This window comes from Streptomyces sp. DH-12 (assembly GCF_002899455.1).
In the GTDB taxonomy this organism is placed as follows: domain Bacteria; phylum Actinomycetota; class Actinomycetes; order Streptomycetales; family Streptomycetaceae; genus Streptomyces.
On sequence record NZ_PPFB01000001.1, the window covers coordinates 2202168 to 2221969 of the forward strand.

General features: G+C 72.3%; 19 protein-coding genes. 7 read left to right on the forward strand and 12 right to left on the reverse strand.

Annotation, left to right across the window (positions count from 1 at the left end):
• Positions 1–15: 15 nt before the first annotated feature.
• The 6 genes from hflX to miaA form a co-directional block, all read right to left on the reverse strand.
• Complete coding sequence (gene hflX / locus C1708_RS08710) at positions 16–1509, reverse strand: GTPase HflX (RefSeq protein ID WP_106412116.1); 1494 nt, start codon at positions 1507–1509, stop codon at positions 16–18.
• A gap of 158 nt (positions 1510–1667) precedes the next feature.
• The gene (locus C1708_RS08715) at positions 1668–3269 is read right to left on the reverse strand and encodes a M1 family metallopeptidase (RefSeq protein ID WP_106412117.1); all 1602 of its coding nucleotides are present in this window, start codon (positions 3267–3269) and stop codon (positions 1668–1670) included.
• Between the two features lie 129 nt (positions 3270–3398).
• Positions 3399–5594, reverse strand: coding sequence for a RelA/SpoT family protein (locus C1708_RS08720; RefSeq protein WP_106412118.1), 2196 nt, complete (start codon positions 5592–5594; stop codon positions 3399–3401).
• A 296-nt stretch (positions 5595–5890) separates the two neighbouring features.
• Complete coding sequence (gene dapF / locus C1708_RS08725; RefSeq protein ID WP_106412119.1) at positions 5891–6760, reverse strand: diaminopimelate epimerase; 870 nt, start codon at positions 6758–6760, stop codon at positions 5891–5893.
• Between the two features lie 242 nt (positions 6761–7002).
• Complete coding sequence (locus C1708_RS08730) at positions 7003–7509, reverse strand: hypothetical protein (RefSeq protein WP_106412120.1); 507 nt, start codon at positions 7507–7509, stop codon at positions 7003–7005.
• 108 nt (positions 7510–7617) lie between these two features.
• Positions 7618–8556, reverse strand: a complete 939-nt coding sequence (gene miaA, locus C1708_RS08735) for a tRNA (adenosine(37)-N6)-dimethylallyltransferase MiaA (protein WP_106412121.1) — start codon at positions 8554–8556, stop codon at positions 7618–7620.
• Between the two features lie 181 nt (positions 8557–8737).
• Here miaA and C1708_RS08740 point away from each other — a divergent pair, with 181 nt between their 5' ends.
• Positions 8738–9052 carry a hypothetical protein gene (locus tag C1708_RS08740; RefSeq protein ID WP_106412122.1) on the forward strand — a complete coding sequence of 105 codons (315 nt, stop codon included), beginning with the start codon at positions 8738–8740 and terminating at the stop codon, positions 9050–9052.
• Between the two features lie 23 nt (positions 9053–9075).
• Complete coding sequence (locus C1708_RS08745; protein ID WP_106412123.1) at positions 9076–9348, forward strand: antitoxin; 273 nt, start codon at positions 9076–9078, stop codon at positions 9346–9348.
• A 63-nt stretch (positions 9349–9411) separates the two neighbouring features.
• Here the strand turns inward: C1708_RS08745 and C1708_RS08750 are convergent, their stop codons facing one another.
• The 4 genes from C1708_RS08750 to C1708_RS08765 form a co-directional block, all read right to left on the reverse strand.
• Positions 9412–10125 carry a class III extradiol dioxygenase subunit B-like domain-containing protein gene (locus C1708_RS08750; RefSeq protein WP_106412124.1) on the reverse strand — a complete coding sequence of 238 codons (714 nt, stop codon included), beginning with the start codon at positions 10123–10125 and terminating at the stop codon, positions 9412–9414.
• An 83-nt stretch (positions 10126–10208) separates the two neighbouring features.
• The gene (gene miaB / locus C1708_RS08755) at positions 10209–11735 is read right to left on the reverse strand and encodes a tRNA (N6-isopentenyl adenosine(37)-C2)-methylthiotransferase MiaB (RefSeq protein ID WP_106412125.1); all 1527 of its coding nucleotides are present in this window, start codon (positions 11733–11735) and stop codon (positions 10209–10211) included.
• Between the two features lie 71 nt (positions 11736–11806).
• On the reverse strand, positions 11807–12400 hold the full coding sequence (locus tag C1708_RS08760; protein WP_106412126.1) for a hypothetical protein: 594 nt from the start codon (positions 12398–12400) through the stop codon (positions 11807–11809).
• On the reverse strand, positions 12397–12825 hold the full coding sequence (locus tag C1708_RS08765; protein WP_106412127.1) for a pyrophosphohydrolase domain-containing protein: 429 nt from the start codon (positions 12823–12825) through the stop codon (positions 12397–12399). The genes C1708_RS08760 and C1708_RS08765 overlap by 4 nt, the downstream gene beginning before the upstream one ends.
• 113 nt (positions 12826–12938) lie before the next feature.
• On the opposite strand from C1708_RS08765, the gene C1708_RS08770 reads away from it, so the two are divergent.
• Complete coding sequence (locus C1708_RS08770) at positions 12939–13934, forward strand: TAXI family TRAP transporter solute-binding subunit (protein ID WP_106412128.1); 996 nt, start codon at positions 12939–12941, stop codon at positions 13932–13934.
• Here the strand turns inward: C1708_RS08770 and C1708_RS08775 are convergent.
• Both C1708_RS08775 and C1708_RS08780 read right to left on the reverse strand, forming a co-directional pair.
• On the reverse strand, positions 13913–15346 hold the full coding sequence (locus C1708_RS08775) for a sensor histidine kinase (RefSeq protein WP_106412129.1): 1434 nt from the start codon (positions 15344–15346) through the stop codon (positions 13913–13915). The two genes, C1708_RS08770 and C1708_RS08775, sit on opposite strands and share 22 nt — an antisense overlap.
• A 9-nt stretch (positions 15347–15355) precedes the next feature.
• Positions 15356–16042 carry a response regulator transcription factor gene (locus C1708_RS08780; protein ID WP_106416222.1) on the reverse strand — a complete coding sequence of 229 codons (687 nt, stop codon included), beginning with the start codon at positions 16040–16042 and terminating at the stop codon, positions 15356–15358.
• Positions 16043–16329: 287 nt separating this feature from the next.
• On the opposite strand from C1708_RS08780, the gene C1708_RS08785 reads away from it, so the two are divergent.
• The 4 genes from C1708_RS08785 to C1708_RS08800 all read left to right on the forward strand — a co-directional run bounded on the left by C1708_RS08785 (position 16330) and on the right by C1708_RS08800 (position 19682).
• Positions 16330–17106 (forward strand): amino acid ABC transporter ATP-binding protein, encoded by a 777-nt coding sequence (locus tag C1708_RS08785; protein WP_106412130.1) that lies wholly within the window; start codon positions 16330–16332, stop codon positions 17104–17106.
• Between the two features lie 82 nt (positions 17107–17188).
• A complete protein-coding gene (locus C1708_RS08790) occupies positions 17189–18031 on the forward strand; it encodes a glutamate ABC transporter substrate-binding protein (protein ID WP_106412131.1) in 843 nt (280 codons plus the stop codon).
• An 83-nt stretch (positions 18032–18114) separates the two neighbouring features.
• Complete coding sequence (locus tag C1708_RS08795; RefSeq protein ID WP_106412132.1) at positions 18115–18780, forward strand: amino acid ABC transporter permease; 666 nt, start codon at positions 18115–18117, stop codon at positions 18778–18780.
• Positions 18777–19682, forward strand: coding sequence for an amino acid ABC transporter permease (locus C1708_RS08800; RefSeq protein ID WP_106412133.1), 906 nt, complete (start codon positions 18777–18779; stop codon positions 19680–19682). Before C1708_RS08795 ends, C1708_RS08800 begins: the two co-directional genes overlap by 4 nt.
• The last annotated feature ends 120 nt before the right edge of the window (positions 19683–19802 follow it).

Sequence of the window (19802 nt, forward strand, 5' to 3'; positions counted from 1 at the left end):
TGTCCGCGGTCCGGGTCAGCCGGCCGGGGTGGGTACGTACGGCGCGAACTCCGCCGCCAGCTCCTCGTGCACCCGCACCTTGAGCAGCGTGCCCTCCGGGGTGTGCTCCTCGGAGATCACCTCGCCCTCGTCGTGCGCGCGGGCGACCAGCTTGCCCTGGGTGTACGGCACGAGGGCCTCGATCTCCACCGACGGGCGGGGCAGCTCGCTGTCGATCAGGGCGAGCAGCTCCGGGATGCCCCGGCCGGTACGGGCCGATACGGCGATGGAGCGCTTCTCCACCCGCAGCAGCCGCTGGAGCGTCAGCGGGTCCGCCGCGTCCGCCTTGTTGATCACGACGATCTCGGGCACGCCGGTGGCGCCGACGTCCCGGATCACCTCGCGCACGGCGGCGAGCTGCTCCTCCGGGTTCGGGTGCGAGCCGTCCACCACGTGGAGGATCAGGTCGGAGTCGCCGACCTCCTCCATGGTGGAGCGGAACGCCTCGACCAGGTGGTGCGGCAGGTGCCGGACGAAGCCGACGGTGTCGGCCAGCGTGTACAGCCGGCCGCTCGGGGTCTCGGCCCGGCGCACGGTCGGGTCGAGGGTGGCGAACAGGGCGTTCTCCACCAGCACGCCCGCCCCGGTGAGGCGGTTGAGCAGCGAGGACTTGCCCGCGTTGGTGTAGCCCGCGATGGCGACGGACGGCACCTTGTGGCGCTTGCGCTCCTGGCGCTTGAGATCGCGGCCGGTCTTCATCTCCGCGATCTCCCGGCGCATCTTCGCCATCTTCTCGCGGATCCGGCGCCGGTCCGTCTCGATCTTGGTCTCACCGGGACCACGGGTGGCGAGGCCGCCGCCCTTGCCGCCGCCCATCTGCCGGGACAGCGACTGACCCCAGCCGCGCAGCCGCGGCAGCATGTACTGCATCTGCGCGAGCGCGACCTGCGCCTTGCCCTCTCGGGACTTGGCGTGCTGGGCGAAGATGTCGAGGATCAGGGCCGTACGGTCGATGACCTTGACCTTGACGACGTCCTCGAGGTGGATGAGCTGACCCGGGCTGAGCTCACCGTCGCAGATGACGGTGTCCGCACCCGACTCGAGCACGATGTCGCGCAGCTCCTCGGCCTTGCCGGAGCCGATGTAGGTGGCCGCGTCCGGCTTGTCCCGGCGCTGGATCACGCCGTCGAGGACGAGAGCGCCCGCCGTCTCTGCGAGGGCGGCGAGCTCCGCGAGGGAGTTCTCGGCGTCCTGCGCGGTGCCCGAGGTCCACACCCCGACGAGCACGACCCGCTCCAGACGGAGCTGCCGGTACTCGACCTCGGTGACGTCCTCGAGCTCGGTGGAGAGGCCCGCCACGCGGCGCAGGGCCGCGCGCTCGGAGCGGTCGAACTGGTCGCCGTCCCGCTCTCCGTCGATCTCGAGGCTCCAGGCGACGTCCTCTTCCATCAGGGCATCGGCCCGAAGACCCTCGGGATGGCTGTACGCGAAGCGCTTGGTGTCCTGGGAAGGGGAAGAAGAGGAGGTCATTGGGTCCTTACGTCGTTGGGTTGCCGTCTGCGGCGACGGATCCGGCCGGACGGCCTTCCGTCACTGTCCACAACGTCCGGGTACCCCGGGACATTCCCGTTTCCCCTGTCGCGCGGACCCGACGATCGTCGCACGGCACGGCCCGTCTCGTCACCGTGTTATTCCCCGCCCGCGTCCGGCCGATGCCCGTGCGGGCCGGGCAGGTGCTCGTGCGTGCCGGAGCCGGGCGCGTCCGTCGCGGCCCGGACGGAGGACCGCCAGTCCGGGTGACCTGGCATCGGCGGGGTCTTCCCGTCGTGAAGCCAGGCGTGCAGGAAGCCGGTGAGGTCACGGTCGGCGGTCTCGGAGGCCAGCCGGACGAAGTCGGCGGTCGAGGCGTTGCCGTCGCGGTGCCGGACGACCCAGGCGCGCTCCAGCCGGTCGAACGCCTCCGGGCCGATCTCCTGGCGCAGCGCGTACAGCACCAGCGCGGCGCCGCCGTAGACGCCCGGACGGAAGATGCCGGCCTTCCGGCCCGGCTCGGGCGGTTTCGGCGCGGCGGGCGGTCCTCCCGCGGCGCGCCAGGCGTCGGAGGACTCGTACGCGGCCCGCATCCGGGCCTCCAGGGATCTGCCGCCGCGCTCCTCGGCGTACAGCGCCTCGTACCAGGTGGCGTGCCCCTCGCTGAGCCACAGGTCGGCCCAGGTGCGGGGGGTGACGCTGTCGCCGAACCACTGGTGGGCCAGCTCGTGCACCATGATCGACTCGACGTACCAGGCGGGCAGGGCGGGGTCGGTGAACAGGTCGCGCTCGAAGAGGGAGAGCGTCTGGGTCTCCAGGGCGAAGCCGGTGGAGGCCTCGGCGAGCAGCAGGCCGTAGGTGGCGAAGGGGTAGCGGCCGACCCGCTCCTCCATCCAGGAGATCTGTCCCGGCGTTCTCGCCAGCCACGGCTCGAGGGCCGCGCGGTGCTCGGTGGGGACGACGTCCCGCAGCGGCAGGTCGTGCGGCCCGGTGCGGTGCAGCACGGTGGAGCGGCCGATGGACACCTGGGCGAGTTCGGTGGCCATGGGATTGCGGGTCCGGTAGCTCCAGGTGGTGGTGCCGGGGGCGCGGTCGACGGCGGTGGGCAGGCCGTTGGCGACGGCGGTGTGGCCCTCCGGGACGGTGATCCGGAAGGTGAACATCGCCTTGTCCGAGGGGTGGTCGTTGCACGGGAACACCAGGTGGGCGGCGTCGGCCTGGTTGGCCAGGGCGAGTCCGTCGGCGGTGCGCACCCAGCCGCCCTCGCGGTCCCCGGGTCCGGGGTCGCTGGTGTGCCGGACGGTGATGCGCACCGACTCGCCCCGGTCGAGGTCGTCGTCGGGGGTGATCACCAGGTCCTCGCCCGCGCCGGTGAAGGCGGCCGGCTCGCCGTCGACCTCGACCGAACGGACCGTGCCGTGGGCGAAGTCCAGGTTGAGCCGGTCGAGGTCGGCGGTGATCCGTGCGTCGAGGGTGGTGACGGCCTCGAGCGGCCGGTCGTTGCGGCCGGGATAGGTGAGGTCCAGGTCGTACGCCTGGACGTCGTAGCCGGGGTTGCCGAGGTGCGGGAAGAGGGGGTCGCCGATGCCGAGCGGTTCGGCGGGGGCGCTCGCGGCGACCAGGCAGACGCCGGTCGCGGAGGCGAGCAGTGCCTGGGCGGTGTGCCGGCGGCGGTGGGCGCGGGGTGCCGGGCGCCGGGGGGCGCGCGGGGCGGGATGGCGGGAGGTGAGCAGGGCGGGGTGGCGGGAGGTGAGGGGCATGCCTCACGGCTATCAGCGCGCGCGGGCGCGGCTGCGGCGGCGCGCTCCCGACCCACCCGATCGGGTAATCACACCGCAGAGGGCCGTGCGCCGGGTGCCGTCACCGGGGGGCGGCGGCACAGGGGCGGCTCAGACGCCCGGCGCCTGCGGCTGCGCCCGGCTCACGTCGTACACGCCCGCCACGTTGCGCATGGCGCGCATCAGGGAGGGCAGCCGGGCGGCGTCGGGGAGCTGCACGGTGTAGGTGTGGCGCACCTGCTGCCGGTCCGGCGGTTCGACGGTCGCGGAGACGATCTCGGCGCCCTCCGTGGCCATCGCCTCGGTGAGGTCCGCGAGCAGATGCGGCCGGACGAACGACTCCGCCACCAGCGTGACCCGGCACTCGGCGTCCTCGCCCCAGCGCACGCCGACCTCCGTGCGGCCCGCGCTCCTCATCCGCGCCACCGCCGGGCACTCCGTCCGGTGCACGGTGACCGCTCCCCCGCGCACCGCGAAGCCGGTGACCTCGTCGGGCGGTACGGGAGTGCAGCAGCCGGCCAGCCGTACGGTCGCGCCGTCCCGGTCGACCAGCACCTGGGCGGCGGCGGGGCGCCCGGAGTCCGTGTCCTCGGCGCCGGACGGCTGGAGGGCCCGCGGGGCGTCCGGCTCGGGCGGGCGGGCGGCCTCGATGTCGTCCGCCGGGGTCCGGGCGTCCGTCACGGACGTGCCGTCCTCCGGTGCGGGGTGGGCGGCGAGCCACCGCTGGATGGCGATGCGGGCCGCCGGGGTGGTCGCGTGGTCCAGCCACTCCCGGGACGGCGCGGAGGCCGCGTCCTGGTCCATGAGGAGCTGGACGGTGTCCCCGTCCTTGAGGACCGTGCTCAGCGTGGCCAGCCGTCCGTTGACCCGGGCGCCGATGCAGGCGTGAGCGTCCTCGCCGTACTGCGCGTAGGCGGCGTCCACGCAGGTCGCGCCCTCGGGCAGGCCCAGGGTGCCGCCGTCGGGGCGGAAGACGGTGATCTCCCGGTCCTGGGCGAGGTCCTCGCGGAGGGTGGACCAGAAGGTGTCGGGGTCGGACGCGGCCTGCTGCCATTCGAGCAGCCGGGAGAGCCAGCCGGGGCGGGTGGGGTCGACGCGTTCGCCGTCGCCGGCGGACTGCTCCTCCGGCGGGGCTGCGTAGGGGTTGCCGAGCGCGACGACGCCCGCCTCGGCGACCTTGTGCATCTGGTGGGTGCGGATGAGGACCTCGACGACCTGCCCGTCCTCGCCGGCCACCGCGGTGTGCAGCGACTGGTAGAGGTTGAACTTGGGGACGGCGATGAAGTCCTTGAACTCCGAGACCACCGGCGTCATACAGGTGTGCAGCTCGCCCAGCACGGCGTAGCAGTCGGCGTCCTCGTTCACCAGCACCAGCAGCCGGCCGAAGTCGGCGCCGCGCAGCGGGCCGCGCTTGCGGGACACGCGGTGCACGGAGACGAAGTGCCGTGGGCGGATGAGGACTTCGGCCGGGATGTCGGCCTCCCGGAGCACCTTGCGGACGTCGGCGGCGACGTCGGCGAGGGGGTCGTCCTCGCGGGCGGCGTTGCGGACGATCAGCTCGCGTGTCCGCTTGTACTCCTCGGGGTGGAGGATGGCGAAGACGAGGTCCTCCAGTTCCGTCTTGAGCGCCTGGACGCCGAGCCGTTCGGCGAGCGGGATGAGCACGTCACGTGTCACCTTGGCGATGCGTTCCTGCTTGGCAGGGCGCATCACGCCGAGGGTGCGCATGTTGTGCAGCCGGTCGGCGAGTTTGATCGACATCACACGGACGTCGTTGCCGGTGGCGACCAGCATCTTGCGGAAGGTCTCGGGTTCGGCTGCGGCGCCGTAGTCGACCTTCTCCAGTTTGGTGACGCCGTCGACGAGGTAGCGCACCTCCTCGCCGAACTCCTTGCCCACCTGGTCGAGCGTGACGTCGGTGTCCTCGACGGTGTCGTGCAGCAGTGAGGCGGTCAACGTCGTCGTCTCGGCGCCGAGTTCGGCGAGGATGAGGGTGACGGCGAGCGGGTGGGTGATGTACGGCTCGCCGCTCTTGCGCATCTGTCCCCGGTGCGAGGACTCCGCGAGGAGATAGGCGCGGCGCAGCGGTTCGAGGTCGGCGTCGGGGTGGTGGGCGCGGTGGGCCTCGACGACGTGGCCGATGGCGTCGGGCAGCCGGTCACGGGCGGAGGACGACCCCATCAGGGCGGCGCGGCCCAGCCGGCGCAGATCGAGCCGGGGGCGGGACTTGCGGCGCGTCCCGGCCGGTGTGGCGTGACCCGGTGCGAGCGGGCCCGGGGTCGCAGGTTTCGCGGCCTCCGCGTTCATGAGCACCTCCGGCTGCGTGGGTCCGGCGGACGGCGCCCCAGGGCGGACGTGGGCCTGGGGGACGGCGTTGATCCCCCGTCCGGGCCGGTGCTTGATGCTATCCAGCCGCACGGGGTCGGACCGGCCGCCTCCGGCCGACCGTGAAACGGATCACTCCAAAGAGCGACGGACCGTCCACGGTCGTTTTCACGCCATCGGGTGGGCGGAGCGCCGTGATCTCGAAGTCCCGCACCCGCTCTGTCCTGCGGATCGACGGCGGGGCGGGCCTGAGGGCGGAAGATCGTACAGCGCATCGTTCAGTGGAGGGCGTTCTCCAGCCACTCGGTCTCGATCGTGCCTTCGGCGACGATGACCGCGGGACCGGTCATCTCGATCTGGCCGTCGGGCTGTTCGGTGATCACGAGGGTGCCGCCGGGGAGGTCCACGGTGTACGTCACCGGCAGGCCGGTGTCGTGCGGGTCCACACCGTCGCGGCGCGCGGCGGCCACGGCGACGGCGCACGCCCCGGTGCCGCAGGACCGGGTCTCGCCGGCCCCGCGTTCGTGCACGCGCATCGCGACGTGCCGGGGGCCCCGGTCGACGACGAACTCCACGTTCACGCCGTCCGGGTAGGCGGCGGCCGGGGCGTAGGAGGGCGCGGTGAACAGGTCGCCCGCGTCGGCCAGGTCGGCGACGAAGGCCACGGCGTGCGGGTTGCCCATGTTGACGTTGCGCGCGGGCCAGCTGCGCGCGCCGACGCGCACGGTGACGTCGCCGTCGGGGAGGACCGCGCGGCCCATGCCGACGGTGATGTCGCCGTCCTTGGCGATGTGCACGGTCTTCACGCCGCCGCGCGTGGCGATCGCGAGGTCGCCCTCGCCGACGTGTCCGGCGTGCCGGAGGTAGCGGGCGAAGACGCGGACGCCGTTGCCGCACATCTCCGCGACGGAGCCGTCGCCGTTGCGGTAGTCCATGAACCACTCGGCCTCGTCCGCCATGGACCGCGCCTCGGGGTGGGCCGCGGACCGCACCACGTGCAGCAGCCCGTCGCCTCCGATGCCCGCGCGCCGGTCGCACAGGGCGGCGACGGCCGCCGGCGACAGGTCGACGGCGTTCTCCGGGTCCGGGACGATCACGAAGTCGTTCTCCGTGCCGTGCCCCTTGAGGAAGGCGATCCGCGTGCTCATTCTTCGATCCTACGGGGTGCGGCGGAGGCGGGGCCTCGGCCTGTGGACAACGGGATCGGGGGACGGGGACGGCGTCGCGGGACCGCACGGCCGGCACAGACGGGCCCGGGGGCGCGGCGGCGGGAGCGGGCGGGGCACGGGGCACGGAGGCCGGCACGGGCGGCTCGCGGGGGTGCGGGGGCGGCACGAGCGGGCCACGGGAACGGACGGGCCGGTGAAGACGGGCGCGGGATCGCGGGGGCTCAGCGCAGGCGGGCCACGCGCCACACGGCGAGGGCGACCACCGCCACGACCATCACGGCGTAGGCGGCCACGACCCGCCAGTCGGACTTGCGGTCCGAGCCGCAGGCGGACAGGCCCGGCCAGGTGTGGCCGACCTTGCGGGCGGCCATCATGCCCCAGCCGGCCGCGCAGGAGCAGATCAGCAGGCCCAGCATGGCGATCACCGCACCGCTGTCGCCGAAGTCGAAGGCCAGCGGGAAGGCGAACATCAGCGAGCCGAGCGCGCCGAGCCCGACGATCGGGGCGAGCTGCCAGACGCGCAGCCGGCGCTGCGGGCGCAGCTCGACCTCGACCTCGTCCCCGCCGGTGAACATCTCCTCCGGCTCGGGGCCGTCGTCGGTCACACCGCCCTGCGTCTCCTCGGGCCCGTCGGGGCTGAGACGGTCGGTCTCCGGCTCCGTGGCATCCCGCTCGGTGGTGAGGTTCTGCTCGGTGCTGTGTGCGGTGTCGCGAGGGCCGGCCTCCATCGCCACGCGCCCTCCCAACTTAGGACTTCACTGGTCGATCGAAGCTTGATGATGGCACGGCGTCACAGGCCCGGATGACGGCCTGGGCGTCCCGATGCCAGGACGTGATCAGGCTGTAACCGGTCGTTCGACCAACGACATCGCGAGCCGCGGAAGTTCCCCGAGGTCCGCCGCGGCCCCACTCAACCAGTGCACCCGCGGATCGCGCCTGAACCATGAATCCTGGCGGCGCGCGAAGCGCTTGGTGGCACGGACGGTCTCGGTGCGTGCCTCCTCCAGGGTGCACTCGCCGGCAAGTGCGGCGAGCACCTGCTGGTAGCCGAGGGCGCGTGACGCCGTACGCCCCTCGCGCAACCCCTGCGCCTCGAGTGCGCGCACTTCTTCGACGAGCCCGGCCTCCCACATCCGGTCGACCCTGCGGGCGATGCGCTCGTCGAGTTCGGGGCGGGCCACGTCGACGCCGATCTGGAGCGTGTCGTAGACCGAGTCGTGGCCGGGGAGGTTGGCGGTGAAGGGCCGCCCCGTGATCTCGATGACCTCGAGCGCGCGGACGATGCGGCGGCCGTTGCCCGGCAGGATCGCCCGGGCGGCCTCCGGGTCGGCCGCGGCGAGCCGGGCGTGCAGCGCCCCGGGGCCGCGCAGGGCCAGCTCCTCCTCCAGACGCGCCCGGACACCGGGGTCGGTGCCGGGGAACTCCAGGTTGTCGACGGCCCCGCGGACGTACAGGCCGGAGCCGCCGACCAGGATCGGCCAGCGTCCGGCGGCGAGCAGCGCGTCGATCCGCTCCCGGGCCATCCGCTGGTACTCGGCGACGGAGGCGGTCTCGGTGACGTCCCAGACGTCGAGGAGGTGGTGCGGGACGCCGCCGCGCTCCTCGGGCGTCAGCTTGGCGGTGCCGATGTCCATCCCCCGGTAGAGCTGCATGGAGTCGGCGTTGACGACCTCGCCGCCGAGTCGCTGGGCCAGGAAGACGCCCAGATCGGACTTTCCGGCCGCCGTGGGTCCGACGACGGCGATGACGCGGGGGGCGAGGGGTGCGCTGCTCACCGATCCAGTCTCCCAAACCTCCGGGGCCGCTCTCGATCGGGTTACGTGACGCGGGGTCCGCCGGGTCGTTGCCCGTTCGAGGTTCCTGCCGCCGGACCGCGGTGGCACTCGCCCGGCTCACACGGATGGACACACCGGGCTACGCGGAATTTCGCCCGCACGAGTAACGTATGGAGTGGATATGGGCGTTTTTGCACGACTTTTTCGGAGGTCGAAGACCACGGGAGAGACAGCGGCGGCCGAGGCCCGGACCGACGGGGAGAAGGCCGGGACCGGCACGGACGACACGGCGGCGACGGCGCAGCCCGAGGCCGCGGCCGACGGCGCACCGGAGACCTCCGGGGCCACGGTGACGGAGTCCTCCCCCGAGTCGTCCCCGGAGTCCTCCCCGGCGAAGGAGTCCGGCGAGGGCGCCGTCACGGAGAGCGTCGAGATCCCGAAGCAGCAGTCCGGCAAGGCCGCCGACAGCGAAGCCGGCGAGGGCGCCCGCACGTAGCGTGCCGCGAGGGAAGGTGCACCATGGGTCTCCTGGACAATCTGAAGGCCAAAATCGGTCCCGCCAAGGACAAGGTCTCCGGCCTCGCGCAGCAGCACGAGGACAAGATCCAGCACGGCCTGGACAAGGCGGCACAGACCGTCGACCGGCGGACCAAGGGCAAGTACAGCGACCGGATCCAGTCGGGCACGGGCAGGGCCAAGGAGGCCGTGGACCGCTTCACGCACAAGAACGACCCCGGTCCGGAGGCGGGCGGCGGCACGCCTCCGCCGGCCGGACCGCCGCCCGCCTCCTGAGCGGCACGAACGGCGGACGGCCGGGGCGGCTCGCCCCGGCCGTCCGCCGTTCCGCGTGCGGGTCTACGACCAGGTGGCGACCAGGTAGCCCACGCCGTACGGGGCGTCCTCGTGGAGCAGCGCGCCCGACAGCCCGGCGGTACCGTCGGCCGCTCCGGCCAGCACCTGCCAGGGCGCACGGCCGGACACCTTCAGCTCGCGCGCCAGCCCGGTGTCCAGCGCGCGCAGGGCTGCCGCGTCGGCCGAGCCGAGCGCGCGGGCGATCTCCGCGTCGAAGGGCTCCGCACGCTCGTCCAGGTAGCCGGGCGCCTTCACGGTGCGGCAGGCGCTGGCGTCGCCCATCACGAGCATGGCCACCCGCTCCGCCCGGCCGGCCAGCCGCCGCCCTTCCTCGACACACGCGTCGGGCGTGAGGGACTCCCCCACGCCCCGCCCTTCGACGGGGGCGCCGGCCCACCCGGTCCGCCCCAGCAGCCAGGCGCCCACGGCGAGCCCGTACGGCAGTTCCCCGCCGGCCGCGCCGTCGCCCTCCCCCAGCCGCACGTCCAGCCGGACGCCGAAGCGGCGGAAGGAGCCGGGGGCGCCCGCCGGATAAGCGCGTGTCCCGGTGCCGTCGTCCGGGCCCACGACCACGAGCAGGTCGGGGCGGGCGGCGGCGAGCACGCCGAGCGCGTCCGTGCAGGCGGCGCGCGCGGCGTCCAGCTCCTGGGCGGCGCCGGCGGCGACCTCCGGCACGAGCAGCGGCGGGCAGGGGCAGACTGCGGCGGCGACAAGCATGATCAGCAGCCTACTGCGGCCGTCCGGACCCGCCCCGCCGGGCGGTGCCGCGGGGGGCGGGCCTCCACGGCACGCGGACGGGTTCAGTCGACGGCGCAGCCGCCGCTGACCGCCGGCAGCGGCTCGGGCACACCCACCTTGGGCAGGCCGAGCAGCACGCCCGCGGGCTTGGCCGCCTTCTCCGTCCTGCGCTTCTCCCAGGCGTCGCCCGCGCGGGTGCGGCGCACGCCGAGGACGGGGCCCTCGGCGAGGAGGTGGTGCGGTGCCGCGTAGGTGACCTCGACGGTGACCACGTCGCCGGGGCGGACCTCCTGGTCGGGCTTGGTGAAGTGCACCAGGCGGTTGTCGGGGGCGCGGCCGGAGAGGCGGTGGGTGGTGTCGTCCTTACGGCCCTCGCCCTCGGCGACCATCAGCTCCAGGGTGCGGCCGACCTGCTTCTTGTTCTCCTCCCAGGAGATCTCCTCCTGGAGGGCGACGAGACGCTCGTAGCGCTCCTGGACGACCTGCTTGGGGATCTGCCCGTCCATCTCGGCGGCCGGGGTGCCGGGCCGCTTGGAGTACTGGAAGGTGAACGCCTGGGCGAAGCGGGCCTCGCGGACGACGTGCAGGGTCTGCTGGAAGTCCTCCTCGGTCTCGCCGGGGAAGCCCACGATGATGTCGGTGCTGATCGCCGCGTGCGGGATGGCGGCGCGGACCTTCTCGATGATCCCGAGGAAGCGCTCCTGCCGGTAGGAGCGGCGCATCGCCTTGAGGACGGGGTCGGAGCCGGACTGCAGCGGCATGTGGAGCTGCGGCATCACGTTGGGCGTCTCGGCCATGGCGGCGATGACGTCGTCGGTGAAGTCACGGGGGTGCGGGGAGGTGAAGCGGACCCGCTCCAGGCCGTCGATCTTCCCGCAGGCGCGCAGCAGCTTGCTGAACGCCTCGCGGTCGCCGATGTCGGAGCCGTAGGCGTTGACGTTCTGGCCGAGCAGGGTGACCTCCGAGACGCCCTCGGCGACCAGGGCCTCGATCTCCGCGAGGATGTCGCCGGGGCGGCGGTCCTTCTCCTTGCCGCGCAGGGCGGGGACGATGCAGAAGGTGCAGGTGTTGTTGCAGCCGACGGAGATCGACACCCAGGCGGCGTAGGCGCTCTCGCGCCGGGTGGGCAGCGTGGAGGGGAACGCCTCCAGCGACTCGGCGATCTCGACCTGCGCCTCCTCCTGGACGCGGGCGCGCTCCAGCAGCACCGGCAGCTTGCCGATGTTGTGCGTGCCGAAGACGACGTCCACCCAGGGGGCGCGCTTGACGATGGTGTCCCGGTCCTTCTGCGCGAGGCAGCCGCCGACCGCGATCTGCATGCCGGGGCGGCTCGCCTTCTTCGGCGCGAGGTGGCCCAGGTTGCCGTACAGCTTGTTGTCGGCGTTCTCGCGCACGGCGCAGGTGTTGAACACGACGACGTCGGCGTCGCCGTCGGAGCCCTCGGAGGCGCGGACGTACCCGGCGTCCTCCAGCAGCCCGGCGAGGCGCTCGGAGTCGTGGACGTTCATCTGACACCCGTAGGTGCGAATCTCGTAGGTCCTGGTCGAGAGAACGTCCACGGCGGGGCTCCGGTCACTGCTGCTGGTCATGGCAACAAGGGTAGGCGTTTCCCGGAGCGGCTCCGCCCCGCGTTCCCCTCGGCCGCGTACCGCCAGGTGGCTCAGCCGCGTACGGCCAGGTGACAGGCGGAAACCCAGAGGGCCGCCGCGCACGCCAGGCCGACCACGAGCTGGACGGTCCCGGCCGGCGGACCGGCCAGGGCCGGCACGGCGCCGACGGCCGCCACCGCCGTCGTCAGCGCGCCCGTCCACCGGTACTGCCACTGGTCGTACAGCCGGGCGAGCGGGAAGAAGTGCAGCCCCACGACGAGCGCGATGCCGGCCGGGACGAAGGCCGGGCGTCCGGAGGCGTGGGCCGCGGCGACGACGACGATGACGGCCAGCAGCTCGGGGGCGTTCACGACGCCCGCCCCGCGGGCCCAGTTCTCCGGCAGGTCCACCGTCCGGGGCGAGGGCCGGGCGTCCTTGCGGAGCCCCAGGTACAGCGCGCCGGCTGTGATCCCGAGCGCCGCCACCACGATGGACAGCGGCACGACGTCGGTCACCGAGCCGGTCGCGGAGGCGCCCGCGAGGGCCCGGGCCAGGGCGAACAGGGAGAGCACGACGGTGCCCCTGCGCCGCAGCCGCCGGGTGAGCGCGAGGCACTCGGCGTCGGCGGCGGACGGCGTCGGCGAGGAGCCGGCGGAGGACGTCATCGGTGGGAGCTACAGCGACCGCGCCGACCCGGCCTGGACTTTTCCCGCTTCACGGTCCGCATGCCCTGCGGGCGGCCCGCCCGACCCTGCCGTCGCAGCACCGCCCTCACGTCCGGGACCTCGTGACGGCCGCCCTCGAGGACCGTGCCGTCGGGGCCGCGCTCGGTCAGGTCGGAGCGGTGGACCTGCGCGATCGCCGTGTCGGGACCGATGCCGTGGACCCGGGCGACGCCGTCGGCGACGCGGACCACGTCGGCCGGTTCGTGGGCGAACCGGCCGAGGGGGCCCGTGACCGGCGCCTCGGCCACCTCCCTGGCCTCCTCCGCGAGCGATCGGCCGCCGCGGTGGGCGGCGAGGTCCGGCGGAATCCCGGTCGGGGTGCCGTGGGCGTCCGGCCCGAGGGCGCGGTGGAACGCGCGGACCATGCCGACGGGGACGGCACCACGGTGGGGACGGTAACGGCCGGCTCGGACATCACCGGGCGGTCCTGTGAGTTCCGCCCTGGTCAGCGGGCCACCGGGCTGGCAGGATCGCGGCCATGTCCCACGTGCTGTCCCCCATCGGCAGGCGGCGGGCCCTGCGGGGCACGGCCGCCGGTCTGGTGGTGCTCGGGCTGCTGCTGTGGTGGCTGGCGCCCTGGCGTGAGGAGCCGCCCGGCGGGACGATCACGATGAGCACGGGCACCCGCGCCGGCGTCTACCAGAAGTACGGCGAGCTGCTGCGCACCGCGCTCGGCAAGGACATGCCCGGTCTGACGGTGCGGCTGGAGACCAGCGACGGCTCCTGGGAGAACGTCCGCCGGGTCGCCACCGGGCAGGCCGACTTCGCCTTCGCGGCGGCCGACGCCGTGGAGACGTACCGGCAGGAGGACCGCACCGGCGCCGGCCGGCTGCGTGGGGTGGCACGCCTGTACGACGACTACGTGCAGCTCGCCGTCGCGCCCGACTCGGGCATCCGTACGCTCGCCGACCTGCGGGGCAAGCGGGTCGCCATAGGGCCGCCGAAGTCCGGGGTGCGGCTCATCGCCAACCGGCTGCTGCGGGCGGCCGGCATCGACCCGGAGCGGGACATCGTGCCGTCCGCGGACGGCATCGACACCGGCCCCGGGCGCCTGGGGCACGGTCTGGACGCCTTCTTCTGGTCGGGTGGGCTGCCCACGGACGGTCTGAAGACGTACGCCGAGGAGTCCGCGCTGCGGTTCGTGCCGATCGACGCCTCCCTCGTCGCGAAGCTGCACGACCAGGGCGGCGCCACCCGCCACTACCGCGCGACCAACATGCCGGAGTCGGCCTACCCGGGCAGTCAGCTCGGCTCGGCCGTGCCGACCATGGCGGTCTCCAACCTGCTGATCACCCACGCGGACGCGGACCCCCGGCTCACCGAGTGGCTGACCCGGATCGTGCTGAAGAGCCGCGACGGCATAGGCGCCCACGTGCACTCCGCGCAGCTCGTCGACGTGCGCACCGCCATCTACACCGATCCGCTGCGGCTGCACGAGGGCGCCCGCCGGTACTACCGGTCCGTCAAGCCCTGACCGGCCGCCTCCCCCGCGGGGGCGTTGCGCGGCACGGTCACGGTCACCCGCAGTCCGTGCGGCTCGTGCGGCTCGTAGGAGAGGGAGCCGCCGCCCGCTGCGAGCAGGGCCCGGGAGATGGACAGGCCGAGGCCCGAGCCCTTGATGTTCTGGTGCCGCCCGCTGCGCCAGAAGCGGTCGCCGATGCGGGTCAGCTCCTCGTCGGTCAGTCCGGGGCCGTTGTCGGCGACGACGATGGTCGCCGTGTCGCCGTCGGGGGCGACGGTCACCTCGACCGTCTCGCCCGCCGGGGTGAACTTCACGGCGTTGTCGATGACCGCGTCCAGCGCGCTGGACAGCGCCACCGGGTCCGCCCACGCGGTGGTCGGCGGACAGACGCCGGTCAGCGTCACGTCCTTGGCGTCGGCGGACGGCGACCAGGCGGCGACCCGCTCGGCGGCCACGGCGCCGATGTCGACGATCTGCAGGGCGGGCTCGCTGTGCTCGGCGAGGGCCAGGTCGAGCAGGTCGTCCAGGACCTGCGCCAGCCGTCTGCCCTCGGCCTGCACGGAGGCGATCTCCTCGTTGTCCTCGGGCAGTTCCAGGGCGAGCAGTTCGATGCGCAGCAGCAGCGCGGACAGCGGGTTGCGCAACTGGTGGGAGGCGTCGGCGACGAAGGCGCGCTGCTGTTCCAGCACGTTCTCGACGTTGTCCGCCATCTCGTTGAAGGAGCGCGCGAGCCGGCGCAGCTCGGGAGGTCCGCCGGCCACCGCGACGCGGGACTTCAGGCGGCCGGTGGCGATGTCGTGGGTGGTGGCGTCGAGGACGCGCACCGGCCGCAGCACCCAGCCGGTGAGCCGGAGCGCCGCGCCGACGGCCAGCAGCATCGCGGCCGCCTCCCCCGCGGCGATGACCAGCCAGCCCTGGAGGATGCGGGACCGCATCTGCCCGGTGGGCGAGTCGGTGACCACGACCGCGACGACGTCGCCGTCCCGGATGACCGGCGAGGCGACCACGAGGCTGCGCCGCTGCCAGGGCCACACCTGCTCGGGGTCGTGGCTGCGGCGGCTGAGCAGCGCCTCCTTGAAGGCGTCCCGGACCTCGCCGGTGCGGGGCAGGAAGAAGTCCTCCGGGGCGTGCGCCATGGGGGCGTCGTTGCGGTAGAAGACGCCGGCGCGGATGCCGTAGACCTTGTGGTAGCTGCGCAGTTCGCTGCTGAGGGTCTCGCGGCGCTCGTTGACGTCGCCGCCGGAGGTGTCGGCGGGCTCGGTGACGAACTGGGCGAGGGCCGCGAAGCGGGCGGTGTCGTCGATCCGGTCGACGACGACCTTCTGCTGCTGGGCGCCGGCGAGGCTCACCGCGAGCGGCACGCCGAGGGCGAGCAGGACGGCCGCCATCAGGACGATGAGCAGCGGCAGCAGACGTGTGCGCACCCGGCCCCGCTACGCCGTGGGCGCGACGAGCCGGTAGCCGACGCCGCGCACGGTCTCGATCAGGGCGGGCATGCGGAGCTTGGAGCGCAGGGAGGCCACGTGCACCTCCAGGGTGCGGCCGGTCCCCTCCCAGCTGGTGCGCCACACCTCGCTGATGATCTGCTCCCGGCGGAAGACCACCCCCGGACGCTGGGCCAGCAGCGCGAGCAGATCGAACTCCTTCCGGGTGAGCTGGACGGGCGTGCCGTTGACGCTGACCTGCCGGGTGGGCAGCTCGATGCGCACCGGGCCGAGGAGCAGCTCGGTCTCGGTCGAGCCGGTGGGCTCCTCGTGGACGGTGCGGCGGCTGACGGCGTGGATCCGGGCGAGCAGCTCCCCGGTGTCGTACGGCTTCACCACGTAGTCGTCGGCGCCGAGGTTGAGGCCGTGGATGCGGGAGCGCACGTCGGAGCGCGCGGTGACCATGATCACGGGGGTGCCGGTGCGCTTGCGTATCTTGCCGCACACCTCGTATCCGTCCTGGTCGGGCAGGCCCAGGTCGAGCAGGACGACGCCGAAGCCGTCGCTCTCGGGTACGAGCGCCTGGAGGGCCTCCTCGCCGCTGCGCGCGTGGGTGACGTCGAAGCCGTGACGGGCCAGGACGGCCGACAGGGCCGCGGCGACGTGGTTGTCGTCCTCGACGAGCAGCAGTCTCACCAGGGCCTCCTTCAATTCATCGGCCGTACGTCCGCGGGTGTTTCCCTGCACGTGCGCACGCGGGGTGCACCTTGCAGTCACGCCGATGAGGGACGACCACGTCAAGAGGGTTCCGGTTGCGCTTCGGTACCGTTGTGCGGCCGGGACGCGCCCCTGCTCACAAGTGCTACGACAGGTGTCCGATTGCTATCGGATCGTGATGCTCAGATTCCCCTCAGATGTAATGACGCAGGTCTGAAGGGTTACTACTGTCCTCCGAAACCCGAGGAGGACGGAGCCCGAAAGCGATGACCGAAGTATCGGTGGCCAAGGAAGATGTGGCCGCGACCGGCGATCTGGTCGTCCTGAAGAGCGTCAACAAGCACTTCGGCGCGTTGCACGTTCTCCAGGACATCGACCTCACGGTCGCCCGTGGCGAAGTCGTCGTGGTCATCGGACCCTCCGGGTCCGGGAAGTCCACCCTGTGCCGCACCATCAACCGTCTGGAGACGATCGACTCCGGCTCGATCACGATCGACGGCAAGCCCCTGCCCGACGAGGGCAAGGCGCTGGCGCGGCTCCGTGCCGACGTGGGGATGGTCTTCCAGTCCTTCAATCTCTTCGCGCACAAGACCGTGCTCGAGAACGTGACGCTCGGCCAGGTCAAGGTCCGGAAGAAGGACAAGAAGGAGGCCGAGGAGCGGGCGCGTACCCTCCTCGACCGGGTCGGCGTGGGCGCGCAGGCCGAGAAGTACCCCGCACAGCTCTCCGGTGGTCAGCAGCAGCGCGTCGCCATCGCGCGGGCCCTGGCGATGGAACCCAAGGTCATGCTCTTCGACGAGCCGACGTCGGCTCTCGACCCCGAGATGATCAACGAGGTTCTCGAGGTCATGCAGCAGCTCGCCCGTGACGGCATGACCATGATCGTCGTCACCCATGAGATGGGCTTCGCGCGTTCGGCCGCGAACCGTGTGGTGTTCATGGCGGACGGCCGCATCGTCGAGCAGGCGACGCCGGACCAGTTCTTCAGCAACCCGCGCAGCGACCGTGCCAAGGACTTCCTGTCGAAGATCCTGCACCACTGAGGCGCACCGCCGCGTCCCTGCCGACCTGCGTCACCGGACATTGACCGGGCCGCATCACTTCACCAGTCAAAGGATGTGCACCATGAAGCTCCGCAAGGTCACCGCCGCCTCGGCCACCGTGTTCGCCCTCGCCCTGACCGCCACCGCGTGCGGCGGCGGCGACGGGGACGGCGGGTCGTCGTCCTCGGACGGCGGCAAGGACAAGATCACGATCGGCATCAAGTTCGACCAGCCGGGCCTCGGCCAGAAGACCCCGCAGGGCTACGAGGGCTTCGACGTGGACGTCGCCACCTACGTCGCCGAGAAGCTCGGTTACGAGGAGGACCAGATCGAGTGGAAGGAGTCGAAGAGCGCCGACCGCGAGACCATGCTGCAGCGCGGCGACGTCGACTTCATCACCGCCACCTACTCGATCACCCCTGAGCGCCAGGAGAAGGTCGACTTCGCCGGCCCGTACCTGCTCGCCCACCAGGACGTGCTGCTCCGCGCCGACGACGACAAGATCAAGTCGCCCGAGGACCTGAACAACGCCAAGCTCTGCTCCGTCACCGGCTCCACCTCGGCGCAGAACATCAAGGAGAAGCTGGCGCCCAAGGCCCAGCTCCAGCCGTACCCGACCTACTCGGCGTGCCTGCCCGGTCTGCAGAACGGCGCCGTGGACGCGCTGACCACGGACGACTCGATCCTCGCCGGCTACGCCGCCCAGGACCAGTTCAAGGGCAAGTTCAAGCTCGGCGGCTTCAAGCTGACGAACGAGAACTACGGCATCGGCGTCAAGAAGGGCAGCGACCTCAAGGAAAAGATCAACAAGGCCCTTGAGGAGATGGTCTCCGACGGTAGCTGGGAGACGGCCGTGAAGGAGAACTTCGGCCCGGCCAACTACAAGTACGAGCCCGCGCCGAAGATCGGCGACATCAAGAGCTGAGGCAGCGCCTGACGGAGTGCGCCGCCCCGATGCGGGGCGGCGCACCGGGGCATGCATCCCTACACGCGGAAGCGCGGGAGATCGTGTTCGACTTTCTTGAAGATTACGACCTGCTGGGGGCCTTCTGGACGACGGTGCAGCTCGCTGTGCTCTCCGCCGTCGGCTCCCTGATCTGGGGCACCCTGCTGGCCGCCATGCGCGTCGGCCCGGTGCCGCTGATGCGCGGCTTCGGGACCGCGTACGTGAACATCGTGCGGAACATCCCGCTGACGGTCATCATCCTGTTCACGTCGCTCGGCCTGAACCAGACCCTGGGCGCCACGCTCGGCGCGGACGACTTCGAAACGATCAACTTCCGGCTCGCGGTCCTCGGTCTGATCCTGTACACCTCGGCCTTCGTGTGCGAGGCGCTGCGCTCCGGCATCAACACCGTGCCGGTCGGCCAGGCCGAGGCCGCCCGCGCGCTCGGCCTCAGCTTCAACCAGGTGCTGGGCCTCGTGGTGCTGCCCCAGGCGTTCCGTTCGTCCGTCGGGCCGCTGGCGAACGTCCTCATCGCGCTCATCAAGAACACCACGGTGGCCGCCGCCATCGGCGTCGCCGAGGCGGCGCTGCTGATGAAGGAGATGATCGAGAACGAGGCGCAGCTGCTGCTGATCTCCGCGGTCATCGCGTTCGGTTTCGTGGTTCTGACGCTGCCGACCGGCCTGTTCCTCGGCTGGGTGGGCAAGAAGGTGGCGGTGAAGCGATGAGCTCCGTTCTCTACGACGCCCAGGGCCCCCGCGCCAAGCGGCGGAACATCATCTTCACGGCGGTGTTCCTGGTCGCTCTCGCCGCCCTCCTCTGGTGGGTGTTCAGCACCCTCAACGACAAGGGCCAGCTCGAGTGGGCCCTGTGGAAGCCGTTCTTCACCGGCACCGAGGCCTGGACCACGTACATCTGGCCGGGTCTGCAGAACACGCTGAAGGCCGCCGTCCTCGCGGTGATCATCGCACTGCCGCTCGGCGCGGTCCTCGGCATCGCCCGCCTGTCCGACCACGCCTGGGTCCGGATCCCCGCCGGTGTCGTGGTGGAGTTCTTCCGCGCCATCCCCGTGCTGGTCCTGATGATCTTCGGCCTGGCGCTGTTCGCCGAGTACACCAACGTCAGTTCCGACGACCGCCCGCTGTACGCGGTCGTCACGGGTCTGGTCCTCTACAACGCCTCCGTCCTCGCGGAGATCGTGCGCGCCGGCATCCTGTCCCTGCCCAAGGGCCAGTCCGAGGCCGCGATGGCGATCGGCCTGCGCAAGAACCAGCTCATGCGGCTGGTCCTGCTGCCGCAGGCGGTCACCGCGATGCTCCCGGCCATCGTCAGCCAGCTCGTCGTCATCGTGAAGGACACCGCCCTGGGTGGCGCCGTCCTCACCTTCCCCGAGCTCCTCGCCTCGGCCAACACGATGAGCGGCTACTACGGCGCCAACGTGATCGCCAGCTTCACCGTGGTCGCCGTGCTCTTCATCGCGCTCAACTTCGCCCTGACCTCCTTCGCCTCCTGGCTCGAGGCACGGCTGCGACGCAGCAAGCGCGGTACGGGTGCGGTGCTCGGCGCCGACGACGTGGACGACATCAACGCGGCCGAGGTCGGCGGTCCGCACAAGACCGACGGCGTCTGACGCGCGTCCGCCCGTGACACGACTGTGGCCCGCCGGGAACGGCGGGCCACAGTCGTGCCGGTGACCGGACGTCATCACCGTGACGGGTGAGCGGTGCGTCCCGGACCCACGTGAGGAACT

Bases quoted from the DNA above. Each gene is read 5' to 3' on its own strand.
- hflX (WP_106412116.1), bottom strand. From the start codon at position 1,509: ATGACCTCCTCTTCTTCCCCTTCCCAGGACACCAAGCGCTTCGCGTAC.
- C1708_RS08715 (WP_106412117.1), bottom strand. From the start codon at position 3,269: ATGCCCCTCACCTCCCGCCACCCCGCCCTGCTCACCTCCCGCCATCCC.
- C1708_RS08720 (WP_106412118.1), bottom strand. From the start codon at position 5,594: ATGAACGCGGAGGCCGCGAAACCTGCGACCCCGGGCCCGCTCGCACCG.
- dapF (WP_106412119.1), bottom strand. From the start codon at position 6,760: ATGAGCACGCGGATCGCCTTCCTCAAGGGGCACGGCACGGAGAACGAC.
- C1708_RS08730 (WP_106412120.1), bottom strand. From the start codon at position 7,509: ATGGAGGCCGGCCCTCGCGACACCGCACACAGCACCGAGCAGAACCTC.
- C1708_RS08740 (WP_106412122.1), top strand. From the start codon at position 8,738: ATGGGCGTTTTTGCACGACTTTTTCGGAGGTCGAAGACCACGGGAGAG.
- C1708_RS08745 (WP_106412123.1), top strand. From the start codon at position 9,076: ATGGGTCTCCTGGACAATCTGAAGGCCAAAATCGGTCCCGCCAAGGAC.
- C1708_RS08750 (WP_106412124.1), bottom strand. From the start codon at position 10,125: ATGCTTGTCGCCGCCGCAGTCTGCCCCTGCCCGCCGCTGCTCGTGCCG.
- miaB (WP_106412125.1), bottom strand. From the start codon at position 11,735: ATGACCAGCAGCAGTGACCGGAGCCCCGCCGTGGACGTTCTCTCGACC.
- C1708_RS08760 (WP_106412126.1), bottom strand. From the start codon at position 12,400: ATGACGTCCTCCGCCGGCTCCTCGCCGACGCCGTCCGCCGCCGACGCC.
- C1708_RS08765 (WP_106412127.1), bottom strand. From the start codon at position 12,825: ATGGTCCGCGCGTTCCACCGCGCCCTCGGGCCGGACGCCCACGGCACC.
- C1708_RS08770 (WP_106412128.1), top strand. From the start codon at position 12,939: ATGTCCCACGTGCTGTCCCCCATCGGCAGGCGGCGGGCCCTGCGGGGC.
- C1708_RS08785 (WP_106412130.1), top strand. From the start codon at position 16,330: ATGACCGAAGTATCGGTGGCCAAGGAAGATGTGGCCGCGACCGGCGAT.
- C1708_RS08790 (WP_106412131.1), top strand. From the start codon at position 17,189: ATGAAGCTCCGCAAGGTCACCGCCGCCTCGGCCACCGTGTTCGCCCTC.
- C1708_RS08800 (WP_106412133.1), top strand. From the start codon at position 18,777: ATGAGCTCCGTTCTCTACGACGCCCAGGGCCCCCGCGCCAAGCGGCGG.